General features: G+C 66.9%; 27 protein-coding genes. 15 read left to right on the top strand and 12 right to left on the bottom strand.

Features of this window, described 5'->3' with window-relative positions; genetic code table 11:
• Positions 1 to 137 precede the first annotated feature (137 nt).
• Positions 138 to 2,186, top strand: coding sequence for a sensor histidine kinase (locus MLE18_RS04750; RefSeq protein WP_243367802.1), 2,049 nt, complete (start codon positions 138 to 140; stop codon positions 2,184 to 2,186).
• Between the two features lie 284 nt (positions 2,187 to 2,470).
• Positions 2,471 to 4,696: an ABC transporter substrate-binding protein gene (locus MLE18_RS04755; protein WP_243367804.1), complete on the top strand. Its 2,226-nt coding sequence runs from the start codon at positions 2,471 to 2,473 to the stop codon at positions 4,694 to 4,696.
• Between the two features lie 266 nt (positions 4,697 to 4,962).
• Here MLE18_RS04755 and MLE18_RS04760 read toward each other — a convergent pair whose 3' ends face one another.
• From MLE18_RS04760 to MLE18_RS04780, 5 genes are all read right to left on the bottom strand, one after another.
• On the bottom strand, positions 4,963 to 6,177 hold the full coding sequence (locus MLE18_RS04760) for an aldo/keto reductase (protein WP_243367806.1): 1,215 nt from the start codon (positions 6,175 to 6,177) through the stop codon (positions 4,963 to 4,965).
• Positions 6,178 to 6,270: 93 nt separating this feature from the next.
• Complete coding sequence (locus MLE18_RS04765) at positions 6,271 to 8,019, bottom strand: 4Fe-4S binding protein (RefSeq protein WP_243367808.1); 1,749 nt, start codon at positions 8,017 to 8,019, stop codon at positions 6,271 to 6,273.
• A gap of 124 nt (positions 8,020 to 8,143) precedes the next feature.
• On the bottom strand, positions 8,144 to 9,169 hold the full coding sequence (locus MLE18_RS04770; RefSeq protein ID WP_243367810.1) for a DUF362 domain-containing protein: 1,026 nt from the start codon (positions 9,167 to 9,169) through the stop codon (positions 8,144 to 8,146).
• The gene (locus tag MLE18_RS04775; RefSeq protein WP_243367812.1) at positions 9,166 to 10,194 is read right to left on the bottom strand and encodes a DUF6599 family protein; all 1,029 of its coding nucleotides are present in this window, start codon (positions 10,192 to 10,194) and stop codon (positions 9,166 to 9,168) included. Before MLE18_RS04775 ends, MLE18_RS04770 begins: the two co-directional genes overlap by 4 nt.
• 8 nt (positions 10,195 to 10,202) lie before the next feature.
• Positions 10,203 to 10,814: a hypothetical protein gene (locus tag MLE18_RS04780; RefSeq protein ID WP_243367814.1), complete on the bottom strand. Its 612-nt coding sequence runs from the start codon at positions 10,812 to 10,814 to the stop codon at positions 10,203 to 10,205.
• A gap of 315 nt (positions 10,815 to 11,129) precedes the next feature.
• On the opposite strand from MLE18_RS04780, the gene gndA reads away from it, so the two are divergent.
• Positions 11,130 to 12,548: an NADP-dependent phosphogluconate dehydrogenase gene (gndA, locus tag MLE18_RS04785; protein WP_243367816.1), complete on the top strand. Its 1,419-nt coding sequence runs from the start codon at positions 11,130 to 11,132 to the stop codon at positions 12,546 to 12,548.
• A 22-nt stretch (positions 12,549 to 12,570) separates the two neighbouring features.
• Here gndA and MLE18_RS04790 read toward each other — a convergent pair whose 3' ends face one another.
• The gene (locus MLE18_RS04790) at positions 12,571 to 12,831 is read right to left on the bottom strand and encodes a hypothetical protein (RefSeq protein WP_243367818.1); all 261 of its coding nucleotides are present in this window, start codon (positions 12,829 to 12,831) and stop codon (positions 12,571 to 12,573) included.
• Positions 12,832 to 13,090: 259 nt separating this feature from the next.
• On the opposite strand from MLE18_RS04790, the gene MLE18_RS04795 reads away from it, so the two are divergent.
• The gene (locus MLE18_RS04795; RefSeq protein ID WP_243367820.1) at positions 13,091 to 13,480 is read left to right on the top strand and encodes a response regulator; all 390 of its coding nucleotides are present in this window, start codon (positions 13,091 to 13,093) and stop codon (positions 13,478 to 13,480) included.
• A gap of 108 nt (positions 13,481 to 13,588) precedes the next feature.
• Here the strand turns inward: MLE18_RS04795 and MLE18_RS04800 are convergent, their stop codons facing one another.
• Positions 13,589 to 14,620 carry a sigma-54 interaction domain-containing protein gene (locus MLE18_RS04800; RefSeq protein WP_243367822.1) on the bottom strand — a complete coding sequence of 344 codons (1,032 nt, stop codon included), beginning with the start codon at positions 14,618 to 14,620 and terminating at the stop codon, positions 13,589 to 13,591.
• A 294-nt stretch (positions 14,621 to 14,914) separates the two neighbouring features.
• Here MLE18_RS04800 and MLE18_RS04805 point away from each other — a divergent pair, with 294 nt between their 5' ends.
• Genes MLE18_RS04805 through MLE18_RS04845 form a run of 9 tightly spaced genes read left to right on the top strand, consistent with a single transcriptional unit; the run spans position 14,915 to position 22,259 of the window.
• Complete coding sequence (locus MLE18_RS04805) at positions 14,915 to 15,889, top strand: sulfite exporter TauE/SafE family protein (RefSeq protein ID WP_243367824.1); 975 nt, start codon at positions 14,915 to 14,917, stop codon at positions 15,887 to 15,889.
• A 29-nt stretch (positions 15,890 to 15,918) separates the two neighbouring features.
• The gene (locus MLE18_RS04810) at positions 15,919 to 16,353 is read left to right on the top strand and encodes a DUF1634 domain-containing protein (protein WP_243367826.1); all 435 of its coding nucleotides are present in this window, start codon (positions 15,919 to 15,921) and stop codon (positions 16,351 to 16,353) included.
• 13 nt (positions 16,354 to 16,366) lie between these two features.
• Positions 16,367 to 17,527: a sigma 54-interacting transcriptional regulator gene (locus MLE18_RS04815; protein WP_243367827.1), complete on the top strand. Its 1,161-nt coding sequence runs from the start codon at positions 16,367 to 16,369 to the stop codon at positions 17,525 to 17,527.
• A gap of 1 nt (position 17,528) precedes the next feature.
• Positions 17,529 to 17,888 (top strand): NifB/NifX family molybdenum-iron cluster-binding protein, encoded by a 360-nt coding sequence (locus tag MLE18_RS04820; protein WP_243367828.1) that lies wholly within the window; start codon positions 17,529 to 17,531, stop codon positions 17,886 to 17,888.
• Positions 17,878 to 19,608: a sensor histidine kinase gene (locus MLE18_RS04825; protein WP_243367829.1), complete on the top strand. Its 1,731-nt coding sequence runs from the start codon at positions 17,878 to 17,880 to the stop codon at positions 19,606 to 19,608. Before MLE18_RS04820 ends, MLE18_RS04825 begins: the two co-directional genes overlap by 11 nt.
• Before the next feature lie 2 nt (positions 19,609 to 19,610).
• Complete coding sequence (locus MLE18_RS04830; protein WP_243368011.1) at positions 19,611 to 19,985, top strand: response regulator; 375 nt, start codon at positions 19,611 to 19,613, stop codon at positions 19,983 to 19,985.
• A gap of 9 nt (positions 19,986 to 19,994) precedes the next feature.
• Complete coding sequence (locus MLE18_RS04835) at positions 19,995 to 20,645, top strand: sensor histidine kinase (RefSeq protein ID WP_243367830.1); 651 nt, start codon at positions 19,995 to 19,997, stop codon at positions 20,643 to 20,645.
• 49 nt (positions 20,646 to 20,694) lie between these two features.
• Positions 20,695 to 21,144: a response regulator gene (locus MLE18_RS04840; protein ID WP_243367831.1), complete on the top strand. Its 450-nt coding sequence runs from the start codon at positions 20,695 to 20,697 to the stop codon at positions 21,142 to 21,144.
• Between the two features lie 14 nt (positions 21,145 to 21,158).
• On the top strand, positions 21,159 to 22,259 hold the full coding sequence (locus MLE18_RS04845) for a sensor histidine kinase (RefSeq protein WP_243367833.1): 1,101 nt from the start codon (positions 21,159 to 21,161) through the stop codon (positions 22,257 to 22,259).
• Here the strand turns inward: MLE18_RS04845 and MLE18_RS04850 are convergent.
• The 5 genes from MLE18_RS04850 to MLE18_RS04870 form a co-directional block, all read right to left on the bottom strand.
• Positions 22,256 to 23,167 carry a hypothetical protein gene (locus tag MLE18_RS04850; RefSeq protein ID WP_243367835.1) on the bottom strand — a complete coding sequence of 304 codons (912 nt, stop codon included), beginning with the start codon at positions 23,165 to 23,167 and terminating at the stop codon, positions 22,256 to 22,258. The two genes, MLE18_RS04845 and MLE18_RS04850, sit on opposite strands and share 4 nt — an antisense overlap.
• Positions 23,168 to 23,171: 4 nt before the next feature.
• Positions 23,172 to 23,909: a substrate-binding periplasmic protein gene (locus MLE18_RS04855; protein WP_243367837.1), complete on the bottom strand. Its 738-nt coding sequence runs from the start codon at positions 23,907 to 23,909 to the stop codon at positions 23,172 to 23,174.
• Positions 23,910 to 24,017: 108 nt separating this feature from the next.
• Entirely contained in the window at positions 24,018 to 24,359 is a 342-nt protein-coding gene (locus MLE18_RS04860; protein WP_243367839.1) for a hypothetical protein, read from the bottom strand.
• Between the two features lie 30 nt (positions 24,360 to 24,389).
• Positions 24,390 to 24,911, bottom strand: coding sequence for a D-glycero-beta-D-manno-heptose 1-phosphate adenylyltransferase (rfaE2, locus tag MLE18_RS04865; protein WP_243367841.1), 522 nt, complete (start codon positions 24,909 to 24,911; stop codon positions 24,390 to 24,392).
• Positions 24,912 to 24,914: 3 nt separating this feature from the next.
• Positions 24,915 to 25,712, bottom strand: a complete 798-nt coding sequence (locus MLE18_RS04870; protein ID WP_243367843.1) for a YkgJ family cysteine cluster protein — start codon at positions 25,710 to 25,712, stop codon at positions 24,915 to 24,917.
• 94 nt (positions 25,713 to 25,806) lie between these two features.
• On the opposite strand from MLE18_RS04870, the gene MLE18_RS04875 reads away from it, so the two are divergent.
• Together MLE18_RS04875 and MLE18_RS04880 are read left to right on the top strand one after the other, a co-directional pair.
• Positions 25,807 to 26,223, top strand: coding sequence for an ATP-binding protein (locus tag MLE18_RS04875; protein ID WP_243367844.1), 417 nt, complete (start codon positions 25,807 to 25,809; stop codon positions 26,221 to 26,223).
• Positions 26,224 to 26,234: 11 nt separating this feature from the next.
• Entirely contained in the window at positions 26,235 to 26,573 is a 339-nt protein-coding gene (locus MLE18_RS04880) for an STAS domain-containing protein (protein ID WP_243367846.1), read from the top strand.
• Position 26,574: the final 1 nt, after the last annotated feature.

The following is a 26,574-nucleotide window of genomic DNA, read 5'->3' on the forward strand; positions in this document are numbered from 1 at the left end:
TCAAGCTGGTCGGCAATTGCTTCTTGTTCCGGTTCCGGGTAATGCTTCGGTAGAGGTTTTTCCAGCATTCAAGGCAGGGCAACACGGCCTGCTGCAATTCAGCAGCGTCTCCCCGGACGGCTGTATACGGAAGCTCTATGGGCAATGCGACATTCTCGGATCGCTTTCTGGATCTCGTGGGCAAGAATATGGCTCTGGAAGGCAAACCCGGCGAATGCGGCGGGCAACTTGCCCAGGCGATGAAAGAGCTGACCGGCTCAGAGGCGATCCTGCTGATCGAGTGCCTTGAGCATTCCGGGCTGGACCACCACAGGCTCGTGGCGGCAATCCCGCCCCAGGCCGGATGGATCGCCACGCATGAGGATATGGAAGGGCTTGCGCTGCTTTCGCATGGATATACCCGGTCCTCGGTCCTCGACACCCTGAATGCGCGGGGCGAGGAGGCGGTGTTCCTGCGGGAGATGCGCGCGCGGAATCTAGTCGTCGTCCCCCTCTGTTATGCAGGCAGGCGCATGGGCGCGCTGTTCCTGTTCGGCGTGGACGATTCGGGAGCCATGGACGGCCTGCTGGCCAGCCTGGACTCGGCGGCATCCCTTCTGGCCATGATCCTGCACAACGATTTTCTGTGCCAGAACCTTGAACATCTGGTGGACACCCGGAGAGAGGAGCTGGCCCGCACCCACGAAGCCTTGCGCCAGAACGAGGAGCGCTACCGGGCGCTTTTCAGCGAGATGTCCGACCCCGTGCTTGTCGCCGAAGCCCAGTCCGGCATCATCGTGGACTGCAACAAGGCCGCCAAGGCCTTCTTCGGCAGGTCGCGGGAGCAACTCGTCGGCGCGCACCAGCGGGCCCTGCATCCCGAGAGCGAGGTCGAGGGCGAGTTCAGCAGGGGCTTTGTCAGGCACATCCAGAACCCCCAAGAGGTGCAGGAGGCCCGCGTTATCGCCGCCAACGGCCGCATCCGCCTGGTGAACATCCGGGTGAGCAAGCTGATGCTGGGCGGTGTAGCCTGCCTCATGGGCATCTTCCGCGACATAACGCAACGCCGCGCCATGGAGCAGACCTTGACGTTCCTGGCCACCAGCGCGGAACGCAGCCAGGGGCGCGGTTTTTTCGGAGCCCTGGCGGAGTTCCTGGCGGAAACCCTGGAGATGGAGTTCGTCTGCATCGACAGGCTGCACGGTGACGGACTGCACGCGATCACCCTGGCGATCTATCACCTGGGCGTCTTCGAGGATAACATAACCTACGCCCTCAAGGACACTCCCTGCGCGGAAGTGGTGGAGAGGGCCGTATGCTGCTTCCCGCGGGATGTGTGCGCATTGTTCCCGGGCGACCCGGTGCTCCGCGAGATCAAGGCCGAGAGTTACGTCGGCATCACGCTGCGTGATTCAGCCGGGCAGCCGACGGGGCTCATCGCCGTCATCGGCCGGCGCCCCCTGCAGGATGTCCGCCTTGCGGAATCCATCCTGCAACTGGTCGGCGTCCGCGCCAGCGGCGAGCTGGAGAGGCTCATGGCCAAAGAGGCCACCGAGGCATCCCTGCGCGACAAGGAGTTGCTGCTGCGAGAAATCCACCACAGGGTGAAGAACAACCTCCAGATCGTCTCCAGCCTGCTGAGCCTCCAGGCGATGAACCTGGAGAACGAAGCCGCCCTGCAGGTTCTGGCGGAAAGCCGGTGCAGGGTTGCATCCATGGCCCTGATTCACGAACAGCTCTACCGCTCGCATACGTTTTCCAACATCAGGGTTGAGGGATACCTCAAGGATCTGCTGCCCCGCCTGGTGTCATCGTTCAGCGGCAACCGTGACATAAAGGTCGCGATCTCCGCCGCCGACATTGATCTGAACATCGACCAGGCCATACCGTTCGGCCTGCTGGTCAACGAGCTGGCCACCAATGCCCTCAAGCACGCATTCAACGGCCGGGACGAAGGCATGGTGCGGGTGGACGCATCCCTGCGGGATCGCAATCTGGTTCTTGTCTTCGAGGATGACGGAATCGGGCTGCCGGGGGATTTTGATCTCCTGGAGGCCGGCTCCCTGGGGCTTCAGATCGTCAAGCTGCTCGCCGGGCAGCTGAACGGCGACTTAGGCGTCGAACCGGGACCGGGCACCCGCTTCGTGCTCAACTTCCCGCTGCAACCTGCCGATGTCGCGGCCAGCAGCTACGCCGGCCGCCCCTGACCGGCTTCCTCCGGCCCGGGGAGCTGTTTCTTGACAAGAACCATCCGGGACTGCGAATACATTGCATGGATATCGCAGCGTTGGCTCAAGGTTTCTCCTTCCGGGCTCGTGGCGCAATACCATTCCGGGTACGGCCACCTGACCGGTGCGGGAGTTCGGCCCGCCGCGCCGCGGGCATGCCCGCCCTGTTCATGCGCGCTGCGGCCGCCCTCGTCGCCCTGGTCGCGTGCGTCTCGGTCCAGGTTATTCCTGTCCTTGCAGCCGACAAGGCAGCCCAATCCCCCGTGTCCCTTTCCGATGTCCGCCTCCAGCTCAAATGGAAGCACCAGTTCCAGTTCGCGGGCTACTATGCGGCCGTGGAGAAAGGCTTTTTCGCCAAGGAGGGCCTGAACGTCCAGCTCATCGAGGGCTTCCCCGGGTTCGCGCCATCGGAGCGGCTGTTCACCGGGCAGGCCGACTACGCGGTGGACACCACCGCCATCCTGCTGGAGCGCCAGAAGGGCGCGAAAGTGGTGGCCCTGGCCGCGATTTTCCAGCATTCGCCCAACATACTGCTCACACGGCGCGACAGCGGCCTGACCACGCCCCAGTCCCTGGCGGGCAAGCGGATCATGTTCACCGACTCAACGGACCCCGAATGCCGGGCCATGCTCGCCAACGAGGGCGTGTTCGCCAAGGACTACACCTCCGTGCCCCACTCCTGGAGCATCGATCCGCTCATCGACGGCTCGGTGGACGCCATAACCGCGTACATCACCAACGAGCCCTACACCATGGAGCGGCGCGGGGTGGCGCCGGGTATCATCATCCCAAATCAGTACGCCGTGGACTTCTACGGCGACTGCCTGACCACATCTGAGGATGAAATCGCCCAGCACCCGCGCAGGGTGGAGGCCTTCCTGCGCGCGATCGCGGCGGGGTGGCGCTACGCCATGGCCCACCCTGAGGAAATGGTGGATGTGATCCTGGAGCGCTATCCCACGCAGCGCACGCGCGACGAACTGCTCTACGAGGCGGCGGCCATGCGCGACCTCATCCAGCCGGACCTGGTCGACGTGGGGCACATGAACCCGGCACGCTGGCAGCATATAGCCAAAACCTACGAGCGGCTCGGGCTGCTGTCCCCCGGGTTCAACATGGAAGGGTTCCTTTACCCAGAAATCAAGCAGGCCCAGAGCGACAGCGAGCGCAGGCAGGTGCGCAACATGGTCACCATCGGCGTGACCTTGTTCCTGGCTGGATGCATGGTGGGCGTGACGCTTCTGGTTTTCAACAAACGCCTGAGCAGAATAGTCCGCGAGCGCACCAGCGCCCTGGAGCAGTCGAGGGACTTCTTTCTGGCCGTCATCAACGCCATGAACGACCCCGTCTTCGTCAAGGATGCCTCCTTGCGCTACATCCTGCTCAACACCTCCTGCGCGGAACTGGCGGGGGGAAAGCCGGAGGACTTCATCGGCAAGACCGATGCGGACCTCTTTCCCGGAGAGGTGGCGAAGGCCTACGGAGTCGAGGACAGAATCGTGCTGGCGGAGGGGAGTGTCCCGGTGCGCCAGGAAATCTTCACCACCGCCCGGGGTGCGACGCACACGCTGCTGATCCAGAAGACCCGCTACACGGACATCACCGGGCAGATGTTCCTTGTGGGCGTGATGACCGACATCACCGAGTTCAAGGGGATGCAGGACGCGGTGGTCCAGGCCGAGAAGATGATGTCGCTGGGCGTGCTGGCGGCGGGCATGGCCCACGAGATCAACAACCCCCTGGGCATCATCATGCAGTCCTCCCAGAACCTTCAGCGCCGTCTTTTCGAGGGCCTGAAGGCCAACAAGGCCGTTGCCGAAGAGCTGGGCGTCGATTTTCAGGCCATGTCGGCCTACATGCGGCGCAGGGGCATCCTCGAGTCGCTGGAGCACATCCGCGAGGCCTGCGCCCGTGCAGCCTCCATCGTGCGCAATATGCTGGAGTTCAGCCGCAAGAGCGGGGAGGATCACTCCCGGTGCGAGCTTCCGGCCATCGTAGAGAACGTCCTTGAAATGATATCCAACGATTATGATCTCAAGAAGCGCTATGATTTCCGTAAAATAAAGCTGGAAAAGCAGTACGATCCCGATTCCGTTCCGGTGTTCTGTTCTCCCACGAAGCTCGGGCAGGTGATCCTGAACATCCTGCTCAACGCCCTGCAGGCCATGACCTCCGGAGGGCAAGCCCCGGAGGAGCCCACCCTGACCATTCACGTGCGCCCGGACGGGGACCTGATGCGCATTGAAATCATGGACAACGGCCCCGGCATGGATCCCGCCGTGCGCAAACGCATATTCGAGCCTTTCTTCACCACCAAGGTCCCCGGCAAGGGAACAGGGCTGGGCATGTTCGTCTCCTACAACATCATCACCGAGATGCACGGGGGGCAGCTGCTGGTTGATTCCACTCCGGGCAAGGGTACGACCTTCACCATCATGCTGCCCAGGCCCCCCTCCGGCGGCGCCGCACCGTCAGGCCCGGCGGCCTGAACGCGTCAGGCGGTGCCTCCGACCCCGCCCCCAGGACAAGGACCGCCTGGCCCGAGCCGCGACGGCTGTCCGTCGCGAAGCGGGTCCCTAGAATCGGGGCAGTGCCGCCACCCGTCCCGCAGCTCCAGCCGCCCATCCTGTTCGCGCGCCAGTTGCGCGGAGGCCGCGGACGCTCCCGGTCTGGTGCGCCATAAAGTAAAAGGCGGCCCGGTTCTGCAACCGGGCCGCCCATTTTCATCAAATCAGCCGTGGATGCGCGCTCAGGCTCAGGCCAGCAGCGTCTTGGCCTCGCGCATGAGTTCGGCGATGGCCAGGCCCTGGGGGCAGGCCTTCTCGGCCTTGGTGTAATCAACATCGAGCATCCTGGCGCGGGTCTCCTCCGGCAGGGAGGCGAACACCTCGCGGGCCAGGTCCTGGTCGCCGTAGTCGCGGTAGTACATCAGGCAGCGCATCACGTCGTTGACGGCCACCAGCCCGCCCACCGCGCCCTGGCAGATGCTGCCGCAGCCCGCGCAGTAGTCGCACTTGGTGGCCTCGGCCAGCTCGCCGAACACCTGCACGTCCTCGCGGGCCAGGGCGGTCTTGTCCCTGGCGGAGGCCACGTTGGCCGAAAGGATGGTCAGGTTGGGCATCTGGGAGCAGATGCTCGCGATGGCGGGCTCCTCCCACACGGCCTTGAGCTTGGCCTGCTTGTCGGTGAAGCCCTTCTCCATGAAGCGTCCGGCCATTTTGAGTTCGGCCTCGGAGTCGGTCTTCACCGGACCGCCGCCCTGGGTCTTCATGGCCACCACGCCGACGCCCGCCTTGACGCAGGCGTCGAGCGCCTCGCGCATCTTGGGCGTCTGCATGAGCCGGTAGTTGTAGGTGACCATGATGGCGTCGATCCAGTCCATCTTGGCCGCGCCCAGCATGCAGTCTTCCATGTTGGTGTGGGTGCTGAAGCCGAAGTGCTTCATCTTTCCGGCCTTCTTCATGTCCGCGGCCCACTGCTTGTACTGGGTCATCTCGTCGATGCCGGAGATGGCGTGGATGAAGAACAGGTCCACGTGATCGGTCTGGAGGCGCTTGAGCGCGGCGTCCAGGCGGGCGGTGTAGTCCGAGCCCTGCTTGGCCACGACCTTGGTGACCAGGAAGATGTCCTTGCGGGCGTTGGGGTTGCGGCTGAAGTAGCGGCCGAAGCCCTCCTCGGAGAGGCCGTTGCCGTAGGCTTCGGCAGTGTCCCAGTAGGTCACGCCCCAGGCGTGGGCCTGCTTGAGCAGCAACTGGTTGTTGATGGTGTCGAACATGCCGCCCAGGCCCAGCACCGAGACCTCAACCCCGGTCTTGCCCAGCTTGCGCTTGGGCATGGTTCCGGGCTGGGGGGCCGCATCCTGCGCGGCCAGCGCCGCGGCCGGGGTGACGCCCGCCGCCAGGCCGGTGGCTCCGGCCGCCTTGAGGAAGTCTCTGCGGGAAAATCCCGCCTTTTTGCCCGTGTCGCTCATACGTTGACCTCCCCGCCGCAGCCGGCGTGAACGCAAGACGTTGTCACCGTGATTCGATTCATTCCTATATACGGAGCCGGATGAAATGCAACATCAGGCCAGCATCCGCCCGGAGCGAGAGCGGGATTCGTTCTCGCTGGTGACCCTGATGGCCCGTAGCCCGGACACAGGGCACTCGTGCTCGCACATGCCGCAGCCGATGCAGCGGGCCGGGTCCACGAAGGGGCGCTGGAGGCGCACCACCACGTCGATCTTGTCGCCGGGGGCCGGGTCCGCCCAGCCTGAGGGCGGGCGGTCCAGGGTCAGGCGCGAGCCGGATTGTGCCAGGATGCGCCTGGGCGCGGCGTCAGGCGCGGTGGCAGGGCGCACGGCGTAGTCCCCGCTGCCCAGGTTCAGGCCGGGGGGAAGCTGGCCGGACACGTCCAGGGACTCGCCCGCCAGCCTGGCGGCGGCCACGCGCCCGCCGCGCACCGGCTCGAAGACCACGCGGGTGAAGATGGCCTTGGGGCTCACCGGGCAGAGCTCCTGGCAGACGATGCAGGGGCGGTCCATGGCCCAGGGCAGGCAGCGGGTGCGGTCCACGAAGGCGACTCCCAGACGTATGGGCCCGGCCTGGGCGTACTCGCCCACGCCGTGCTTCTCCTCCAGGCTGAGGGGCCGGATGGCGGCCGTGGGGCAGACGTTGCCGCAGGCCACGCAGTTGGGCTGGCAGCCGCTGCGCCCGATGCGGTAGTTGAGGGCCGGGGTCCACAGGCCCTGCACGCCCGCCTGCAGAAGCGCGGGCTGGATGATGTTGGAGGGGCAGGCCCGCATGCATTGGCCGCAGCGGATGCAGCGGGCCAGGAAGCGGTCCTCGTCCAGGGAGCCCGGGGGGCGGATCAGGTTTGGGTCGCGGTCGGCAGCGCCAAGCGCCCCCACGCGCCACAGCGGCGCGCTCAAGGCTCCGGCGGCCACGGCGGCCAGCGCCCCGCGCCGGGAGATGGCGGGCATGGGCAGCGAGCCCGCCGCCGGGGGGCTTACGGAAAAGCCCATGCGCCCGGCCGGGCAGCGTTTCAGGCAGTTCATGCACAGCACGCACTCGCTGCTGATGATCTCGCCCGAGGGGCGGCAGCCGCCTTCGCAGTATTCCTCGCACAGGCGGCAGTCGCCGCATTTGTTGGCCTCGGCCTTGCCCAGCCGCCAGGGCGAGAAGCGCCCGGCCACGGCGAACAGGGCGCCCAGCGGGCAGAGGAAGCGGCAGAAGAAGCGGGGCCGCAGCATGTTCAGCCCGATGACGGCCAGGAGCACCGCGCCGATCAGCCAGGCCGACTGGTAGGCCCTGGGTTCGTCGCTGAGCGCCTGGAAGTTCGCGTCCGCCAGGGGCAGGATGGTCAGGTTGATGGAGCGGTGCAGCAGGGGCAGGGGGTCCAGCAGGCCCGCCTGCACGGAGCCCAGGGCCGCGCAGGCCAGGAGGAAGGCCAGCAGCAGGTACTTGAAGGATTGCAACCGGTGGTGGGCGTTGCCCTGCACCCGAGCTGCCTGGGCCTCGCGTGTTTTGCCGCGCCGGGCGAGCCAGCCGGTAAACTGGTTCAGCGTGCCCAAAGGGCAGGCGAAGCCGCAGAAGAAGCGCCCCAGCACGGCCGTGAGCACCACGGCGGGCACGGCCCAGACCAGCGGCGCATAGAGCGTGCCCGTGGCCAGCAGGGTGGAGAGCGCCGTGAGCGGGTCCAGGCTGAGAATCCAGTTGATGGGCCAGCCGCGCAGCTGCCACCAATGCGGCCCCACCGTGGCGGCCACGCAGAACCAGAGAAAGAGCAGCAGGAAGAAGGCCTGGCTGATGCGGCGGACGGTGACGATGCTCATGGGCGGGTGACCCCCCCGGCGGATTGGCATGGAAGCAGGGGGCTCATTAGGAGGGAGCCTCCGGCGGCCAAAGGGCTGCGCCCTTTGGAATCCCATATGGGGTGCTGGGCAGCGGCGCGCATGCTTACGCTCCCGAGTCCAGGTAGATCGGGTTCAGGGTGGCGAAGTCCGCCGTGCCCGCCCCGGCGGCCTGGGCCATGCGGATGTAGGGGATGTCCTCCAGGGTGCGGCCCAGCAGGCCCGCGCCAAAGGCGTCGCCCGCCACCGGGTCCGTGGTCAGCACGAGCATGTTCGTGGCCTTGAGGTCGGAGAGGGAGCCCCCCGTGGGGCCGTTGGTCATCATGGAGACGGTGCCGTCCAGCACGCTGAGCGTAGGCCTGGCCAGCAAGGAAAGCTCGGTGATGATGGCGTTGATGTCCTGGTGGAAGACGTTTCGCCTGCCGCCCAGCAGCCCGTACATGTTCTTGAGCGACATGGAGGCCCCGGCCCGGGCGTGGTCCTTCACCGGGGAGAGGGTGATGAGCTTGGTCACGCCCGCGAAGGCCCCGGCCAGCACGGGCCAGTCCTTGATGAGCCTGGCGCCGGGCAGGGTGGCGGGCGCGAACAGCCCGGCCCGGGGGACGATGATCTTCGCGCCGCTCTGGCGGGCGGCCCCGGCCAGCCCGGCGATCTCGAAGCAGCTCTCCGGGTTGTTGATGGGGTTGTCGGTCACGCCCACGCTGGCCGCGCCCGCCTTGGCGCAGGCGGCGGCCACGGCGGCAAGCAGCTCCGGGTGGGTGGTGGCCCCAAGCGATGCCGGGGAGGCGAAGGCCGCGTTGACCTTGATGAGCACGCGGTCGCCCTTTTTGACGAACTGCTCCATGCCGCCCAGGGCGTTCATGCCCTGCTCGAACATGGCGGCCCGGTCCGCGCCGCGCACCACGGCCATGCGCGGGCTGCCCGCGGGGCGGTCCTTCACGGAATAATCGCCCAGGCCGGGCAGGGCCTTGACCTCGGGCAGGGCCGAGGGACCCGTGGGGTCGCGCAGGGCCAGGCCCAGGCCGCAGGCTCCCACGGCCACGGCCGAGGCCCCGGCCACGCGCTTGAGGAACTCGCGGCGCTTCATGGCCTCGCCGGGCGGAAAAGCGGGATCAGGGCCGGTGGTGCTCACGGCTTGCCCTCCTCGGGGGATTTGGCCAGGGCGGCACCCAGGGCGCGGGCCAGCTCCAGCGCGGCGGCCCGGCTCGTGGCGTCATGCACGCCCGCCAGCACGGGGCCTCTGGTCATGACCACCTGGATCATATCCTCCAGGGCCAGCACGCGCGCGCCCTCCGGCAGCCCGGCCGTGTCCGGCCCCGGCGGCACGGGCTTGAACCCGTTGCCCGTCAGGAAGGCCGCATAGGCTTCGGCCTGGGCCTGTGCCTGGGCGGCGCTCCCGCGCCGGGCCAGGAAGGCCGCCGCCTCGCCAGCGGGCAGGGCGTACTCGGCGGTGTAGACGTTCTCCAGCCCTTCCATGCCCAGGGCGTCGCTCACGGCCAGGCGCACGCTGTCCGCCCGGAGGCCGCCTGTGGGGAAGAGGTCCGCTTCGGATTTTTGGGACGCGTCCTCGGGCAGCGCGGCCAGCAGGGTCTGGGCCAGGTTCTCCAGCGCGGGGCGCAGCTCCGGGGAGGCGTGGTCCGCCACGAACTCCAGGTAGAAGCGCCCTTTGGTCAGAAACAGCGCGTTTTCGGTTGCGTAGGCGTTCTGGGCCAGGGCCAGCTGCTCGGCCCCGGGGCGGCGCTGCCCGCTGAACACGGCGAAGGCATCCTTGGGGGACTCCATGGCGTAGACGAAGACCTCGGCCCGGGCGTCCGCAACGGAGAAGGCCCGGCAGGCCATCTCCTGGAAATTGGAGGCCAGGTACAGCTCGGCCTTGCCGTCGATCTTGTCGGAGAGCGTTTCGGGATTGTAGCTTTCAAGCTCGGAGAGGGCGGTGAAACCCTGCACGCCGGCCAGATAACCCGCGCTCTGCGACAGGGCCTCGCCCTGCTGCCCGCCCACGATGCGCCCGGCGCCCTTGGGGTGGTTCATGGCCACGATCACGGCGGGGTTGAAGTCGGCCTGACGCGCGGCGAGCCAGGCCGCCACGCAGGCGAGCAGGGCCAGGATGGCGAGCCCCGTCATCCTTTCGGCCCCGCTGGTGCGCTGTCGTGCCACAGGTAGTCCTACTGGCCGAGCTTGGCGCCCTGCTTGAGGTCGTAGCAGGGCTTGAAGTTCATGTCCTGGCAGAGGGCCTGCTCGGGCGTCTTGCCCTGGCCCAGCTGCCCGTTCACCATGATGAAGCGCAACTCGCCGCCCATCTTGGAGCCCCCGGCAACGGCCTTTTCCAGGCGCTCCCTGGTGGCCCCGTACTCACCCTCGGCCTTGTTCTTGTGGAACTGCTTGCGCCACTCGATCCACTGCTGGGGAGTCATGGCGCTCTGATCCACGAAGACGTAGTGGACCACGCCGGTGGGGCAATCCTCTTCGAGGTAGAGGGTGTACTCCAGGGGGCCGCCGGAACCGGCTGGCTTGTCGATGCGGGCCTTTTCGCCCTCCTCGATGAGCCAGGTCGTGGGGCATTTGCGGGAGGCCAGGAAGTCCTTCACGGTGCCGAAGAGGAATTGCGGCTCCATCTCGTCGGCGATGAACAGCCCGGCGAGGAAGGCGTCCGGCGGGGTGAAGGCCACCAGGCCGTCGGCCTTGCGCAGCTCCTGGGCCTTTTCGCTGGCGGCGTGCGCAGGGGACAACAGGACAAGGAGCAGCAGGCAGGCGGAGATCGTGGTCGTGCGGAGCATGGGACCCTCCCGGTGCAGGCGGTTCATCTGTGATCTTGAGTCCATGTAGTGAATCCCGAAGAAGATGGTCAAGTTTCAAATATGACACGCCATGCCTGGAAAAAGCCAAGCAGCCCCGGATGAGCGGCTCAGCCGGCGGCGCTGTGGTTTGGCTTCGCAATTCCATATAATTGCGCCTTCTGCCAACGCCGCAGGCCCGGCTAGCTCCCAAACGGAATTTCTCGGCTTTTGTTGACCCAGCCGCCCGGCTCGATCATATATGCAGTCGACCGCATCCCGCCGCCCGGCCCGCCGGGCGGCCCCAGGAGACCGCAGATGAGCAACCGGGACATCGCCCTGATCGGCCTGGCCGTCATGGGCCAGAACCTCGCCCTGAACATGGCCGGCAAGGGATTCTCAGTCACAGTCCACAACCGCACGGCATCGGTTACGCACGAATTCATGGAGCGCGCCGGGACCGCCGCGGGGCTGCGCGCGGAGGACACCCTGGCCGGGATGGTGGCCACGCTGGCGCGGCCGCGCAAGGTCTTCCTGATGGTCAAGGCCGGGTCCGCCGTGGACCACGTGATCGACGAGCTGGCCCCCCTGCTGGAGCCGGGGGACATCATCGTGGACGGGGGCAACTCCCACTACCGCGACACGGAGCTGCGCGCCGAGACCTTGGCCGCCAAGGGCCTGCATTACCTGGGGGTGGGCGTCTCCGGCGGGGAGGAGGGCGCGCTGCGCGGTCCGAGCATCATGCCCGGCGGTGACCGGGACGCCTATGCCCTGCTGGAGCCGATCCTCACGGCCATCGCCGCCAGGGCGGACGGCGAGCCCTGCGTGGGCTGGATGGGCAAGGGCGGGGCCGGACACTTCGTCAAGATGGTGCACAACGGCATCGAGTACGGCGACATGCAGCTCATCGCGGAGGCCTACGACATCCTGGGCCGGGCCGGAGGGCTCGAAGCCGGGAGGCAGGCGGAGGTGTACGCGCGTTGGAACGAGGGGCCGCTGGCCTCCTACCTGGTGGACATCACCTCCCAGGTGCTGGCACGCACCGACAAGGACACGGGCAAACCCCTGGTGGATATGGTGCTTGACGAGGCCGAGCAGAAAGGCACCGGGCGCTGGACCGCGGAGAGCGCCCTGGAACTGGGCGTGCCCGTGCCGACGCTCACGGCGGCCGTGGAGGCCCGCAACATATCGGCCATGAAGACGCAGAGGGTCAGGGCTTCGCGCCTGCTGGCCGGGCCCGCGCCACAGGGCGGGGTGGACGTCGACGCCCTGGTCGCGGACATGGAGCAGGCCCTCTACGCGGCCAAGGTCTGCTCCTACGCCCAGGGCTTCAGCCTGCTGGCCGAGGCGGACCGGCGATCGGAGTTCGGGCTGGAGCTGGGTCTGGCGGCGAAGGTCTGGCGGGCAGGGTGCATCATCCGCGCCGCCTTCCTGGACGACATCGCGGCCAGCTTCCGGCGCGAGCCGGGGCTCGACAACCTGCTGCTGGCCAGAGAGTTCACCGGGCAGGTGGAAAGCCGCATCCCGGCGCTGCGGCGCATCGTGGGCCTGGCCGTCGCGGCGGGAATACCGGTCCCGGCGCTGGGAGCCAGCCTCTCCTACTTCGACGGCTACCGCAGCGGCCGGCTGCCAGCCAACCTGATCCAGGCCCAGCGGGACTGCTTCGGGGCGCACACCTTCAAGCGCACGGACCGCGAGGGTGTTTTCCACGCCGATTGGTCCAGTCCGGCAAATTGACGGGCCGGGCAGGCCGACCCGCTCAATACGGGCCGTCGTCCGGGGGGTATTGGGCGTCGCGGTCGCGCACGTCTTCGCGCCAGGAGTTGAGCGGGGCGCAGCAGCCCTCGCCCATGGCCAGCAGCAGGCGCATGCGCTGCGAGCCGGAGAGCCCGCAGCGGTAGAGCTTCTGTCCGGCGTCCCAGAATATCTCCGGGCAACGCCGCTTGTATCCGTGGAGGATGCGCGATTCGACGCACTGGTCGTTCAGGCAGCACCAGCCGCATCCGACGCAGGCGCTCACCCGGGGCGCCCGGCCGGGCCGGCAAACCCAGCCGGAAGAAAGGCGATTTCGGAATGTTTCATAGTTCACGGTACCCCGCGTTGCCGGATGCGGCAATATAAACTCCGGCCCCGGGGCGGACCTTCCGGGCTCCCCTTTTTCCCCACCCAAGAGTAGGGTTTCCCTACTGGACGAAATTCGTCCGATAGCCAAATATGTGCACCCAGTAGCGCTGTACCTCCGGGAGAGAGGCGACCATAAGGAGAAAACGGTGCGCATAATGATCGTCGAAGACAACATGGAGTCCGCGACCAACATCGCGGAAATACTCATCAAAAACGGCCACGACGTCATCCTCTCAGACGACCTCTATTGCCTCGACCTCATCAAGCAGGAGGGCGGGGTGGACATGGTCATAACGGACATCTTCCTCTGCCGCCGCTCCGGTCTGCAGATCGTGCTGGACGTGAAGGACTACAACTCCGGGATCACGGTCATCGCCATGTCCAACGGGGGCGCGGCCTTCAACTTCGACTACCTGGACTACGCCATGGAGTTCGGGGCCGACGCCGTGATGCGCAAGCCCCTGGATGAACGCTCCGTGGTGAGCATGGTCGAGCGCTTCAGCAACGGAGGGAGCCTCTCCATGCCGGTGGCCGCCTCGGCCTAGGCCGTCCGCCGGGGCAGCCCCACGCATGCGGCAAAATATTGCCGCCCCCGCTGAGCTTCTCAACCGTACACTCAACCATCGCAGCCCAGCCCCTGTGGGGGGCTTGGGTCAACGGGCCGTGCGGTCCAGATCCAAACCGTATTCGCTGAGCTTGTAGCGGAGCGTCCTGGGGGATATTCCCAGGATTTCCGCCGTCTTGGCTTTGCTGCCCTGGGCGTGCCGGAAGGCGCGCAGGATGGCCTTGATCTCGGCCTCGCGCACCGCCGCCTCCAGGAGCATGCTCTCCGGCGCGGGGGACTCGGCGCTGTGAGCCAGGGGACTGTTGAGCACCTCGGGCGGCAGGTCGTCGGGTTCTATGGCGCCGCCGGGGTGCACCAGCACAAGCCGCTCGATCATGTTGCGCAACTCGCGCGCGTTGCCTGGCCAGGCGTACTTGCCGAGGATCGCGAGCGATTCCTCCGCCAGGCTGGGCACCGGTCGGTGGTAGCGGTGGGCGTAGTGTTCAAGGAAGTGGGCCGCAAGATGCGGGATGTCGTCGGTCCGCTGGCGCAGGGGCGGCAGGGAGACGGGCACCACGTTGAGGCGGTAGTAGAGGTCGGCCCGGAAGTCCCCGGAGCGGACCATCTCCAGCAGGTTGCGGTTGGTGGCGGCCACGATGCGGGCGTCGAACGGCAGGTCGCGCTCTCCGCCAAGGCGGCGGAAGGTGCGTTGCTCCAGCACGCGCAGAAAGTCGGCCTGGTTGTTGGGCGGTATCTCGCCCACCTCGTCCAGGAAGAGCGTGCCGTCCCCGGCCAGTTCGAAGCTGCCTTTCTGCTGTCGCGAGGCCCCGGTGAAGGCCCCGGCCTCGTGCCCGAAGAATTTGTCCGCGAAGAGCTCGCCCTTGAGCACGCCGCAGTTCACCGGAATGAAAGGCTTTTCCTTCCTGTTGGAGAGGGTGTGGATGAGCCTGGCGAAAAGCTCCTTGCCGGTGCCGGATTCCCCCTGCAGCAGGATGGGCGCGTCCGAAGGCGCCACCTTGGAGGCCAGTTGGTGGGCGTCGCGCATGGAGCGCGAGCCGATGAGCACGGCCGTGACGCCGCCGCCCTCCTCGGGCAGGTCGTCCAGATGCAGACGTAGCGGCAGATTTTTGCCGCTGGTCATAGCGGCTTCATCGCTCTCATGGCGGTTGCCTCCCTGGTTGCGGCAAATTCATGCCGCTCACGCCTGCTTTATAACCCTTGCCGCTTGAAATGAAAAGCCTGATCGGCAACCTGTTGCCGCTAGCGGCAAATTCTTGCCGATTGTCCGAGGGCTGAAAATCGCAATCCATTGAATTAATGGAGTATGTCTCCTGGTACGCTTCTTGATTGTGCGTGATGGAACAAGCGTGGGGCGTGCCGCCTGCCCAACCGGGCGGTACTGAATGAATTCGGAAGCAAGGGAGAGCGAGCAAACATGAAATCGAGATGGATGCGACTTTCAATGGTGGTGTTGGCCCTGTGCCTGGCCTGGGTGGCCATCGCCCTGGCCGCGGGCGCCGACGGCGGCAAGGCGTTGGCCGAAGTTTCCCAGGCGGCGGGTACGCCCGACGCCCCTTGGTGGCAGTGGCCCGCCGTTCTGCTGGTGTTCTGCTTCGTGCTGGGCATCATCGCCGTGCTGGCGGGCGTGGGCGGCGGCGTGCTGTTCGTCCCCCTGGTGAGCGGCTTCTTCCCGTTCCATCTGGACTTCGTGAGAGGCGCGGGCCTGCTGGTGGCCCTCGCGGGCGCGCTGGCCGCGGGCCCCGGTCTGCTCAAACGCAACATGGCGAGCCTTCGCCTGGCGCTGCCCGTGGCGCTCATCGCGAGCACCTGCGCCATCATCGGCGCCATGATCGGCCTGGCCCTGCCCACCAACATCGTGCAGATGGCCCTGGGCGGCACCATCCTGTTCATCGCCTTCCTGCTGCTGTTCTCCAAGAACACGGTGCGCCCCGTGGTCGAAAAGCAGGACGCCATCGGCATGGCCCTGGGCATGCAAGGCGCCTACTACGATCCCGGCACCTGCGAAACCATCGACTGGAAGACCCACCGCACCCTGCCCGGCCTGCTGCTGTTCATCGTCATCGGCGTCATGGCGGGCATGTTCGGCCTGGGCGCCGGCTGGGCCAACGTGCCGGTGCTCAACCTGGTCATGGGCGTGCCTTTGAAGATCTCCGTGGGCACCTCCAAGTTCCTGCTGTCCATCACGGACACCTCGGCCGCCTGGATCTACCTGAACCAGGGCTGCGTCATCCCCCTGATGGCCATCCCCTCGGTCATCGGGCTGATGTTCGGCTCCTTCGCCGGCGTGAAGCTGCTGGCCAAGGCCAAGCCGAAGTTCATCCGCTACATGGTCATCGGCGTGCTGCTGTTCTCCGGCGCCAAGGCGCTCATGAAGGGCCTGGGCCTCTAATCCGCCCAATCTGATTAAGGAGTCGAATCATGGCTGATAATACCAATGCCTGCGTGAGCGTGGAAACCCCGCCCGAGCAGACCCTGTATGCCGATTTCCTGTTCTGGGGTTGCTGGGGCGGCCTGGCCCTGATGGCCCTGACCTATATCCTGTACGTCACGGGCTTGATGGCTCCCCACGTGCCCATGGACAAGATCGTCCAGCTCTGGAGCCAGCCCGTGAAGGTCTACCTGGAGCAGGGCAACGTCCCCCAGGGCTGGGGCTGGGCCACGCTGCTGGCCAAGGGTGACTTCCTTAACTTCCTGGGCATCGCGCTGCTTGCAGGCCTGACCATCGTGGCCTACATCCCGCTCATCCCGGCCTTCTTGAAGAAGAAGGACATGACTTACGCCATCATCGCTCTTCTCGAAGTGGTGGTGCTCACCGTGGCCGCATCCGGCCTCGTGGGTAGCGGCGGACACTAGGAGCCCCCATCAGATGAAGCCCCTGAGCCCCGAAATACTCGTCTCGCTCGACCTTGCCCCCGTCCTGGACGGCCTGCCCCTCGGGGTGGCCGTCCTGGACAGGGACGGACTGCTGGTGACCATGAACGCCGCCCTGGAGCGGCTCACGGGGTTCAGCAGGAGCGAGATGGCCGGGGTGCCGGGGCGGCACGTGCTGCGCTCGGGGCTGTGCCACAAGCGCACGGCCCAGGAGGGCCCGGCGGATACGGACATCATCAACCGCCACCGCCGTCGCATCCCGGTGCGCCTGCACTCCCTGCCCGTCAACGACGCCAGCGGAGAAATGCGCTACCGGCTCGACCTCGTGGAGGACTTGAGCGCCCTCAAGGACCTTGAGCGCCGCCTGGAAGAGCCGGGCGGCGTGGGAGGCCTGGTGGGCAAGAGCCCCCAGATGGAGCGCCTGATGCGCCTGCTGCCGGCCATGGCCCAGGCCGACGCCCCGGTGATCGTCATCGGGGAGACCGGCACAGGCAAGGACGCCGTGGCCGAGACCATCCACAAGCTCTCGCCCCGCTCGCGGGAGCCGTTCGTGCGGGTCAACTGCGGGCCCATGTCGCCGGAGCTTCTCGAGGCCGAGATATTCGGCCGGCGCCAGCCCACCGGCGAGATCACCCCGGGGGCCTTCCAGCGGGCCGGGGCCGGCACGGTGCATCTCTCCGACATCGGCGAGCTGCCCGAGGCCCTGCAGATCCGCCTGGTGCAGTTCACGGACGAAGGGCTGATCCGCCCCGTGGGCGCGGCCATGGACGTGCGCTCACAGGCGCGGCTCATCGCCTCATCGCCGCTGGCCCCGGAGGATCTGGTTCGCGCGGGCAAGCTCCGCAGGGACATCGCCTACCGCCTGGGCGCCCTGCGCCTGGACCTGCCGCCGCTGCGCGAACGCCGGGAGGATATCGAATTTCTGCTGGCGCACTTCCTGGAGCTGTATGCGGCCAAGTTCCGCAAGAAGGTGGACGGGTTCACGCCCAAGGCCCGCAGGCTGCTCCTGGCGCACGACTACCCGGGCAACGTGCGCGAGTTGCGCAACGTGGTGGAATTCGCGGTGATGGTCTGCACCAAGCCGGCCATCCCGCCCGCTTGCCTGCCGGTTCACCTGCTCGGGCACCTGGACCTCTCCGGGGCGGGAGGCGAGTAGCATGCGCAGCAAACGAGTGCTCATCCCGCTCTTCCGCGACGAGGTGGCCCCCAGGTTCGACCTGGCTTCGGCCGCGCTCATCGCCATGGTCACTCCGGGCGAGGAGAACATCCCCACCACGGACTTCCTGCTGCCGCAGCCCTCGGCCGAGGGCGTGTGCGACCTGGTGCTGCAAAAAGACGTGGATGTGGTGATCTGCGGGGCCATCGAGGAGGAATATTACCACTATCTTCGCTGGAAGAGAGTGGAAGTACTTGATAATGTGGCGGCGCCGGCCAGGGTCGCTCTCGAGCGATTCGCCAAAGGGGCGCTTCGGGCCGGGGACATCCTCTTTGCCAAGGGAGGCACCGATGCTCGGTGATATCTTCACCCGCCACTTCAAGGATCTTCACACCAGCGAGGACTCGATCTCGCCCGAGCGCTACGAGACGCTCAAACGCAAGATCGTCGGCCTCATGGCCGTGGTCACCCTGGTGCCGCTCTTGCTGATGGCCTTGATCAACTTCACGGAGTTCCAGGCCACCATGTCGCGCGAGGTGCAGAACCCGCTGCGCGTCATCCTGGGCAAAACGCGCAACTCCATCGACCTGTTCCTGGCGGAGCGCGTCTCCACCGTGGCCTTCATCGCCCAGGCCTACAGCTTTCAGGACCTCTCCAGCGAGCGCGACCTGGCCCGCATCTTCCGGGTGATGCGCAAGGAGTTCGAAGGGTTCATGGACCTTGGGCTCATCGACTCCAAGGGCCACCAGGTGAGCTACGTGGGCCCCTACGACCTCAAGGGCCGCGACTACTCCGGGCAGGAGTGGTTCGCCCAGGTGCAGGCCAACGGCAAGTACGTCTCCGACGTGTTCCTGGGCTACCGCAACCTGCCCCACGTGGTCATCTGCGTGCAGCACGTGGCCGAATCCGGCGAGTCCTGGATTCTCAGGGCCACCCTGGACACCCGGCAGTTCGAAAAGATCATCTCCGCCATGGGCCTGGAGCCCGGGTCGGACGCCTTCCTGGTGAACCGCAAGGGCATCCTGCAGACCAGCTCCTACCTGTACGGCAACGTGCTCCAGCCCTGCCCGCTGCCGTTGCCGCCGGTGAGCTACGAGGCATCGGTCATCTCCACCACGGACCCCTCCGGGCGCGACATCTATCTTTCCTACGCCTACTTCCCCAACACGGACTTCGTGCTCATGGCCGCCAAGCCCCGGCTGGGCGTGCTCACGGCCTGGTACAACCTGCGCGGGGACCTGCTGATAATCTTCCTGGCGGGCGTGGTGGCCACCTTCTTCGTGGTCTCCCGCTTCACGGGCCTGCTGCTGGTGCGCATGCGCGAGTCCGAGGAGCGCAGGGCCCTGGCCTTCCGCCAGGTGGAGCACGCCCAGAAGCTTTCCTCCATCGGGCGCCTGGCCGCGGGCGTGGCCCACGAGATCAACAACCCCCTGGCCATCATCAACGAGAAGGCCGGGCTCATGAAAGACCTGCTGGCCCTCCAGGAGGACTACCCCGGCAAGTCCAAGTTCCTGCGCCAGGTGGAGGCCATCATCAGCGCCGTGGAGCGCTGCCGGGGCATCACCCATCGCATGCTCGGCTTCGCCCGCCGCATGGACGTGAAGATCGAGGCCCTGAGCCTGAACGAGGTCATCTCCGAGACCTCCAGCTTCCTGCAGCGCGAGGCCGAAAGCCGCAACGTGACCCTGAGCCTGGAGCTCGACCCCGAGCTCTCGCGCATCGAGTCCGACCGGGGCCAGCTGCAGCAGGTGATCCTGAACATCCTCAACAACGCGCTGGCCGCCATCCCCGACAGGGGGACCATCGCCGTGCGCACCTGGAACCAGGGGTCCGAGCATGTGGGCTTCTCCATCCAGGACAACGGGTGCGGCATGTCCGACGATACGCTCAAGTGCATCTTCGAGCCCTTCTTCACCACCAAGCGCGGCAAGGGCACCGGGTTGGGGCTTTCCATCACCTACGGAATCATCAAAAGGCTCGGCGGCGAGGTCTCCGTGCAGAGCCAGGAACAGGTGGGCTCCACCTTCACCGTGCTGCTGCCGGTGATGGCCCCCCCCACCGCTGCCGTGGAGGCTGCGTGACCATGAAGGATTGGAACATCCTGCTGGTGGACGACGAGGAAGACTTCGTCCAGACCCTGGCGGAACGCCTCGAACTGCGCGGCATCGACTGCCGGGTGGCGCTGGACGGCGAAGCCGGGCTTGCGGCCATGGCCGAGAGCACGCCCGATGTCGTCGTGCTGGACATGTTCATGCCGGGCATCAAGGGCCTTGAGGTCCTGCGGCTGATCCGCGAGCGCTACCCAAAGGTGCAGGTGATTCTGCTCACGGGGCAGGGGGCCACCAAGGACGGCATGGACGGCATGAAACTCGGGGCGTTCGACTACATGATCAAGCCGCTCTCCATAGACGACCTGACGGCCAAGATCGGCGAGGCCGTGAAGCTGGCCAGGAGCTAGGGCCCGGGCATGGACAACGAAAAATATCTCGGCCGCATGGCAGCCACGGTCAGCCACGACCTCTGCAACGTGCTGGCCACCGTCCAGCAGGCTTCCGGCCTCATGGGGGATTTCCTCGCCCTGGCCCGGAAGGAGTCGCTCAAGTCCATGGGGCTGAGGCCGAAGTTCAAGTATCACGACAAGTTTGAGGAGATAATCGCCCAGGTTCAGGCCCAGGTGGATCGGGGGCAGGGCATCTGCGAGAAGCTCTCCGTCCTCGGCCATTCCACCGACGACGGCCCGGAAACCGCCGACGTGGGCGTGGCGGCCGCGCTGGTCGGCTCGTTGTGCGGCCGCGCTGCCAGGAAGCACAAGGCCAGCCTGGAGGTCTCCTGCGCGCCCGAGCGGTTGAAGGCGGCCGCGCGGCTCATCGACGTGCTCTCGGCCCTGGACGCCGCGATCCTGGCTGTGCTGCCGCACTGCGGCGGGGAGCAGCGCGTGGTGCGGCTGGTCCCCGGGCGCGGCGAAGGCGAGGTGTACATCGACATCGTTTGCCAGGGGCTGGACGCCGAGCGTTCGCAAGCCCTGGCCGGGGCTCTGCCGCCTGGCAGGCCCGGGATTTTCACGGTTGGCATTGTTCAAGGCGGGGTGCGCTTGGCCTTCGCGGAGGCCGGGCGATAGGCGTTTTACCGAGGCGGGCGAGTGCGCCCAATGATGGAAGGAGATGGAAATGAACAAGATCAAGCTGCTTCTCGTGGATGATGAGGAAAACTTCGTCAACACCCTGGCCGAACGCATGAAGATGCGCGACGTGCCCTCCAAGGTGGTCTATTCGGGCGAGGCCGCGCTGGACGCGCTCAGGACCGGCGAACCCGACGTGATGATCCTCGACCTGCGCATGCCCGGCATCGACGGCATGGAAGTGCTGCGCAAGGTGCGCCAGACCAACCCCACCGTGCGCATCATCATCCTCACCGGCCACGGCACGGACCTGGACGAGGAAGAGGCCCGCAAGCTGGGCGCCTTCCACTACCACAAGAAGCCCATCGACATCGACGAGCTGCTTGGCACCGTGAAGAAGGCCTACCGCGACCGCATGGAAGACGCCATGGTCGTGGCGGCCCTGGCCGAGGAAGGCGACTTCGACAGCGCCCGCCAGGTGCTCGACGAGGACAAATAACCCCGGAGGGGGCCATGCGCCCCAAGACCCTGCTCATCGACGATGAGCGCGACTTCGTCCAGCTCCTGGCCGTGCGCCTGGAGGCAAGGGACTTCCCCGTGACGGCCGCGTTCGACGCGGCCGGGGGGCTCGCGCTCGTGGAGAGCCAGGCCCCCTCGGTGGTGGTGCTGGACATCAACCTGCCGGACCGCAGCGGCCTGGACGTGCTGCGCGAAATGCGCGAGCGCTGGCCGCTGGTCCAGGTTGTTATGCTCACGGGCCAGTCCGACGTGGCCACGGCCGTGGCGGGCATGAAGTACGGGGCGGCCGACTACCTGACAAAGCCCGTGGACATCGAGGCCCTCACGGCCGCCCTGGAGCGGGCCGTGATGCGCCGCATGGACCAGGAAGAGAACCTGCGCATGATCGAGACGGGCAAGCTCGCCGCCATTGGCCGGCTGGCCGAAGGGGTCGCCCACGAGATCAGCAACCCCGTGAACATTATGATGCAGAAGGCCGGCTGGGCCCTTGAGCTCATGGAGGAGCCCGGCTTCTCCGCCTGCCCGGATTCGCACGAGGTGCGCTCGGAGCTGGAGGCCATCGTCAACCAGGGGCGGCGCTGCAAGACCGTGGTGGGGCGGCTCATGAAGGTGGGCGGGCGCATCGACCCCCGCGCCTCCGAGTTCGACCCCGTGGAGGCCGTGCGCGCCGGGCTGGAGCTAGTGCGCGAGCGCGCGGCGAACCAGAGCGTCGCCTTCGACGTCTGCGCGGGAAAACCCGTGGCCAGGGTCTTCCTTCCGCGCTTCGAGATCGAGCAGGTGGTGCGCCGCCTGGCCGAGAACGCCCTGGACGCCATGCCCCGGGGCGGAACGCTCCGGGTGGAGGTGCGCGACCACCCGCCCGGGAGCGTGGAAATCGAGCTGGAAGACACCGGCCCCGGCGTGCCCGAGGCCATCGCCCAGCGCATATTCGAGCCGTTCTTCTCCACCAAGGAGGTGGGCAAGGGCTCGGGGCTGGGGCTCTCCATCTGCGACGGGATCATGAAGTCCCTGGGCGGGGGCGTCGCGCTGACGCGCACCGACGGCCCGGGGGCGGTCTTCGTGGTCACGCTGCCCGCTCTGCCCGCAGGAACCTAACCCCCCAGGCGCGTGAAGGCCTCCATGAGCGCCTCGGGATCGTCCATGTCGCCCATGTCCATCTGCCCCAGGCCCGCCAAGGTCCAGGCCGGGCGTCCGGCCACGGCCTGGCAGACCATGTCCACCAGCTCCATCTCCCGCCTGATGCCGTCCTCGTGCAGGTGCGGGGCCCGCACCCCCTGCGACAACATCACCTCGTAGCTGGAGGTCCGCAGCATGCGCCCGAAATCCCTCGCGCGCTTGAGGTTGACCTCCAGGGCGGCGTAGGCCGCGCCCAGGCCGTCCACGAACGATCCCTGGGGGTCCGCGTCGGCTAGGTGGCGCAGGGTCCAGGCCAGGGCGTCGGCGGTGTTGCGCGCGGAAACCTCCAGCCCGCCCAGCACGGCGCAGACGTAGGCCCGGCGCTGCGGCGTCCATTCCAGGCGGCAGTGCCGCAGCATGATTTTGAACTCCAGGCCGGCCTCGCCCGGGAAGCGGCGCTCCACCGCGGCCAGCGCCTCGGGCGGGGCTGTGTGCTCAGGGCGCAGCCGCCGCACGAATTGCGCCGCCTCTCCTGCCTCCAGGGGCAGTTCGAGGCGCTGCCCGCCGGGGAGGATAGCCCAGGTGCGCGTGACGGCGTCCTCCAGCGCCAGCTCCAGCTCCCGCGCCTGCTCCGGGGTCGCCCGGGCGGCTTCCAGTGCGGGCTCCAGTCGGCGCTGCACCTCCTCCCCAGGGAAGAGCAGCAGCTCCGCCAGGGACGACGACTCGGGGTCGTCGCGGAGCGCGAACAGGGCTGCCAGGGCCTCGGGGCTGGCGTCGGCGTGGGTGGAGGCCGCATAGCGCAGCACGGATTCGTCCTGCGGCAGGCCGCTTTCCAGTTGGGTGAGGACGGCCGCCAGAGCCGGAAGAAGTTCGGCGGATAACGTCACGGCATCATTCCAGTTTGACGAGTTTCTCGATGGCCCTGTTGACCCTGCCGAGCACGGCCGGGTCGATGGACTTGTTGAACAGCAGGTAGCGCAGGCGGCCCTTGCGCAGGTCGGCCAGGGGGACGATGCGCAACGAGAACGGGTCGACGCCCGTTTCGGTAGCCAGGGCGTCGATCTCCTCGGGGTTGACGAGCATGACGTCGAAGCGGCTGGCGTGGAGCATCCGCACCAGCTGCAGCTGCGTGCCGTTCACCCGCACGGGCGGCCGGGGCATGTTGGCCATGAGCGTGTCCACCTCCGGTCCGTACGAGAAGGACTCGTTGAGCCCGAACACCAGGCCCGGCATGGCGGCCAGCCCGCGCAGGGTGGCGGGGCCGTCCGGCAGGCCCTGGAAGTCGTCGCGGAAGAGGGCCATCAGCGGCGCGTCCTGGTAGATGGGGTAGCTGTACTCGGCGGTGCGGGTCCGTTCCGGGGTCATGTACCAGCCCACGGCGCAGGTGGGTGTCTTGGCCGCGGCCAGCTCCATGAGGATGCGCCCGGAGGGAATGTCCACATATTCGGGGAGCAGGCCGGCTTCACGCAGGATGCGGTCCGCCAGGGAGAGCAGGAAACCCTGGGGATGGCCGTTTACGCCGAGCGTGTAGTAGGGCGGGCGCTCGAAGGTGAGCACCGTGACGGGCTGGGCCGCCGCTCGCGGGGGCGCGCACAGCGCGCTCAGGCAGACGGCGAGGAAGCAGGCCAAAGGCAGGAGCCCCCGCAGGAGACGGCCGCATGGGAATGCATCCGACGGGCGGCTTGGGGGCTGGAGCGAAAAGTTGTGGGACGTGGCGATCTCCTGCCCGTCCGGGGATCACTTCGGCAGGGACTTCACGAAGAGATTGAGGTTCCCGAACTTGTCCTTGTAGATGTCGCCGATGAGGCTGACTTCCTTGTTCTTGTAGCTCTGCTGGAAGGCGGAAACGGCTTCGAGGCTGACGTCTTCGGGCGTCCAGACGGAGTAGCTGGTGCCGTCGTTGGTCACAACCCAGAGGCCTTCTCCATCCTCTTCGCCGACAACGGCGACGAGCGTTGCTTCCTTGGCCACGACCTGCATTTCCAGCTCGGCCTGCGCATAACAGACGCCGCACAGCAGCAACGCCAAAATCGTGGCGCACAGGGCGCGATTGACAATAGGGGAAATGAAGGCAGCCATGAAATCTCTCCCGTAAATGATGAACAAATTTTAATCCCGGCAGGGAGAGGCGTCAAGGCCCGCATGTCCGGCAAGGGCAAGAATGCGTTCGATCAGTGAGGTTGTCGAGTATCCGGGCAGAAGGGGCAGGCTCAGCACCAGGCCGCCGCGGGCCTGGACGGACTGCCTGCCCACGATGGACTCCACGGGCCAGTCGCCGCCCTTCACCAGCACGTCTGGGCGCACGGCCTCGATGAGCTCCAGCGGGGTGGGGCGGTCGAAGCCGGTGACGAAATCGACGCAGGCGAGGCCGGCCAACACCCGGGCCCTGTCCGCGAAGGGGGTCACGGGGCGGGAGGAGCCCTTGAGCCCGCTCACCGAGGCGTCGGAATTGAGGCCAACAACGAGCACCCGGCCCAGGGCCCTGGCCCGCTCCAGCAGGTCCACGTGCCCGGCGTGCAGCAGGTCGAAGCAGCCGTTGGTGAACACGATGCCCCCGGCGGCGCGCAGCGGCTCCAGCCGGGCGAGCAGTTCCTCCAGGGGGAGGGCCTTGTGCCGGGTGGGGGGGAACATGGCTCAGTCTTTCTTCTTGCTGAGCGTGCGCTCGGAGCCGAACAGCATCAATTCCAGCCAGTCCAGCCCGAACTCCAGGCGCTTGCCCTCGTCGGAGAGAATCCCGGCCTTGCGCTCCTCGTCCAGTTCCAGGCGTTCAAGCACGCCCATGCGCGTGAGGAAGTCGCCAAAGGCGTCGAGGTTGTAGGCCGCCAGGAAGACCAGGTTGGCCTGGCGCTGGTCAAGCGGCGCGCCCTTGTCCCTGGCCTGGGCCATGAGCAGCATGTAGCGGTCGTTGCTCTCGTTGTAGCGCTGGAGGTCCTGGTCCTTGAGCCATTCGGCGGAAGTCCAGCCGCTTTCCTGCTCGAAGCCCCGGCAGTGGGGCTCGCGCACGATGAAGAACTGCTCCAGCACCTCGCCCTGCGGGCCGGTCTTTGTTGCGCGGCCCAGGGGGTAGGTGCGGCAGGCCCCGGGGCGGCCCGGGTAGACCGAGCAGCCCTCGCGGCGCACGAAGGGGCAGGGCGAGCCGTGCACCTCGTCGAGCATGCGCAGGCGCATCATGGGGAAGCCCGTGTCCGGAGCCTGGGCCACCAGGGCGTGCTTGGCGATGAACTCCTTGCTGGACATGCCCAGCTGGGTGCGCAGGCGCAGCACGTCGTAGGGCGTGAGCATCAGCGTCAGGTCGGAGCAGCAGGCGTTGAAGCAGGGCACCTGCGGATGGCAGGCGAAGCGGAAGCTCTGGCCGGGGGCAAGCTCCGGCAGGCTCTCCAAGAAGGCCTGGGTGGCGTCGTGGTCGCTCAGGGGGGTGTTGTCTGTGGTCATGGCCCGCCCCGTCTATCATCACGGGCCGGGCTTGAAAACCCGAAAAGGGCCGCCGCGTTGACAGCCGCCCCCTATCATGAAAAACACTTGAGCCATGCCCCAGCAGATGACCCTGCACATCGACAACCGCCTTCAGGAACTCACCCGCTTGAGCGCCACTCTGGAGGGCTTCCTGAACGCCTGCTCGGTGACCGGGCGGGACGCCTACCACATCCAGCTGGCCCTGGACGAGCTGGTCACCAACATCATCTGTTACGCGTACGAGGGCCAAGGCGGGCACCCCATACACGTCTCGCTCGCCCGCACCCCGGAGGGGCTCGAAATCGTGTTGGAGGACGGGGGGAGGCCCTTCAATCCGCTGGAAGCCCCCGAGCCGGACCTCGACGCGCCGCCCGAAACCCGCCCCATCGGCGGGCTGGGCATCCATTTCGTGCGCAAGACCATGGATCACCTGTCCTACCAGCGCGAGGACGGCAGGAATATCCTGCGCATCCACAAGAACATCACCTGAGGAGCTAGCCGATGGAATTCGCCGTGACCAACGCCGGACCCGTGACCGTCCTCGCCATTGCCGGGCGGCTGGACTCGAACACCTCCAAGGAGCTTGAGGACAAGGTGATGGGCCTCATCACCGGCGGCTCACAGCTCCTGCTGATGGACTTCGGCGGAGTGGATTACATCAACTCCAGCGGCCTGCGCGTGCTGCTCATGGCCTTCCAGCACCTCAAGAAGACCGGGGGCCTGCTGCACCTCTGCGACATCAAGGACTACATGCGCGAGGTGTTCGAGATCTCGGGCTACAACGAGATATTCCCCATCTTCTCCGGCCAGGCCGAGGCCCTGGCCGCCTTCCAGGGCTGAC

This window comes from Fundidesulfovibrio soli, from assembly GCF_022808695.1.
GTDB classification, from domain to species: domain Bacteria; phylum Desulfobacterota; class Desulfovibrionia; order Desulfovibrionales; family Desulfovibrionaceae; genus Fundidesulfovibrio; species Fundidesulfovibrio soli.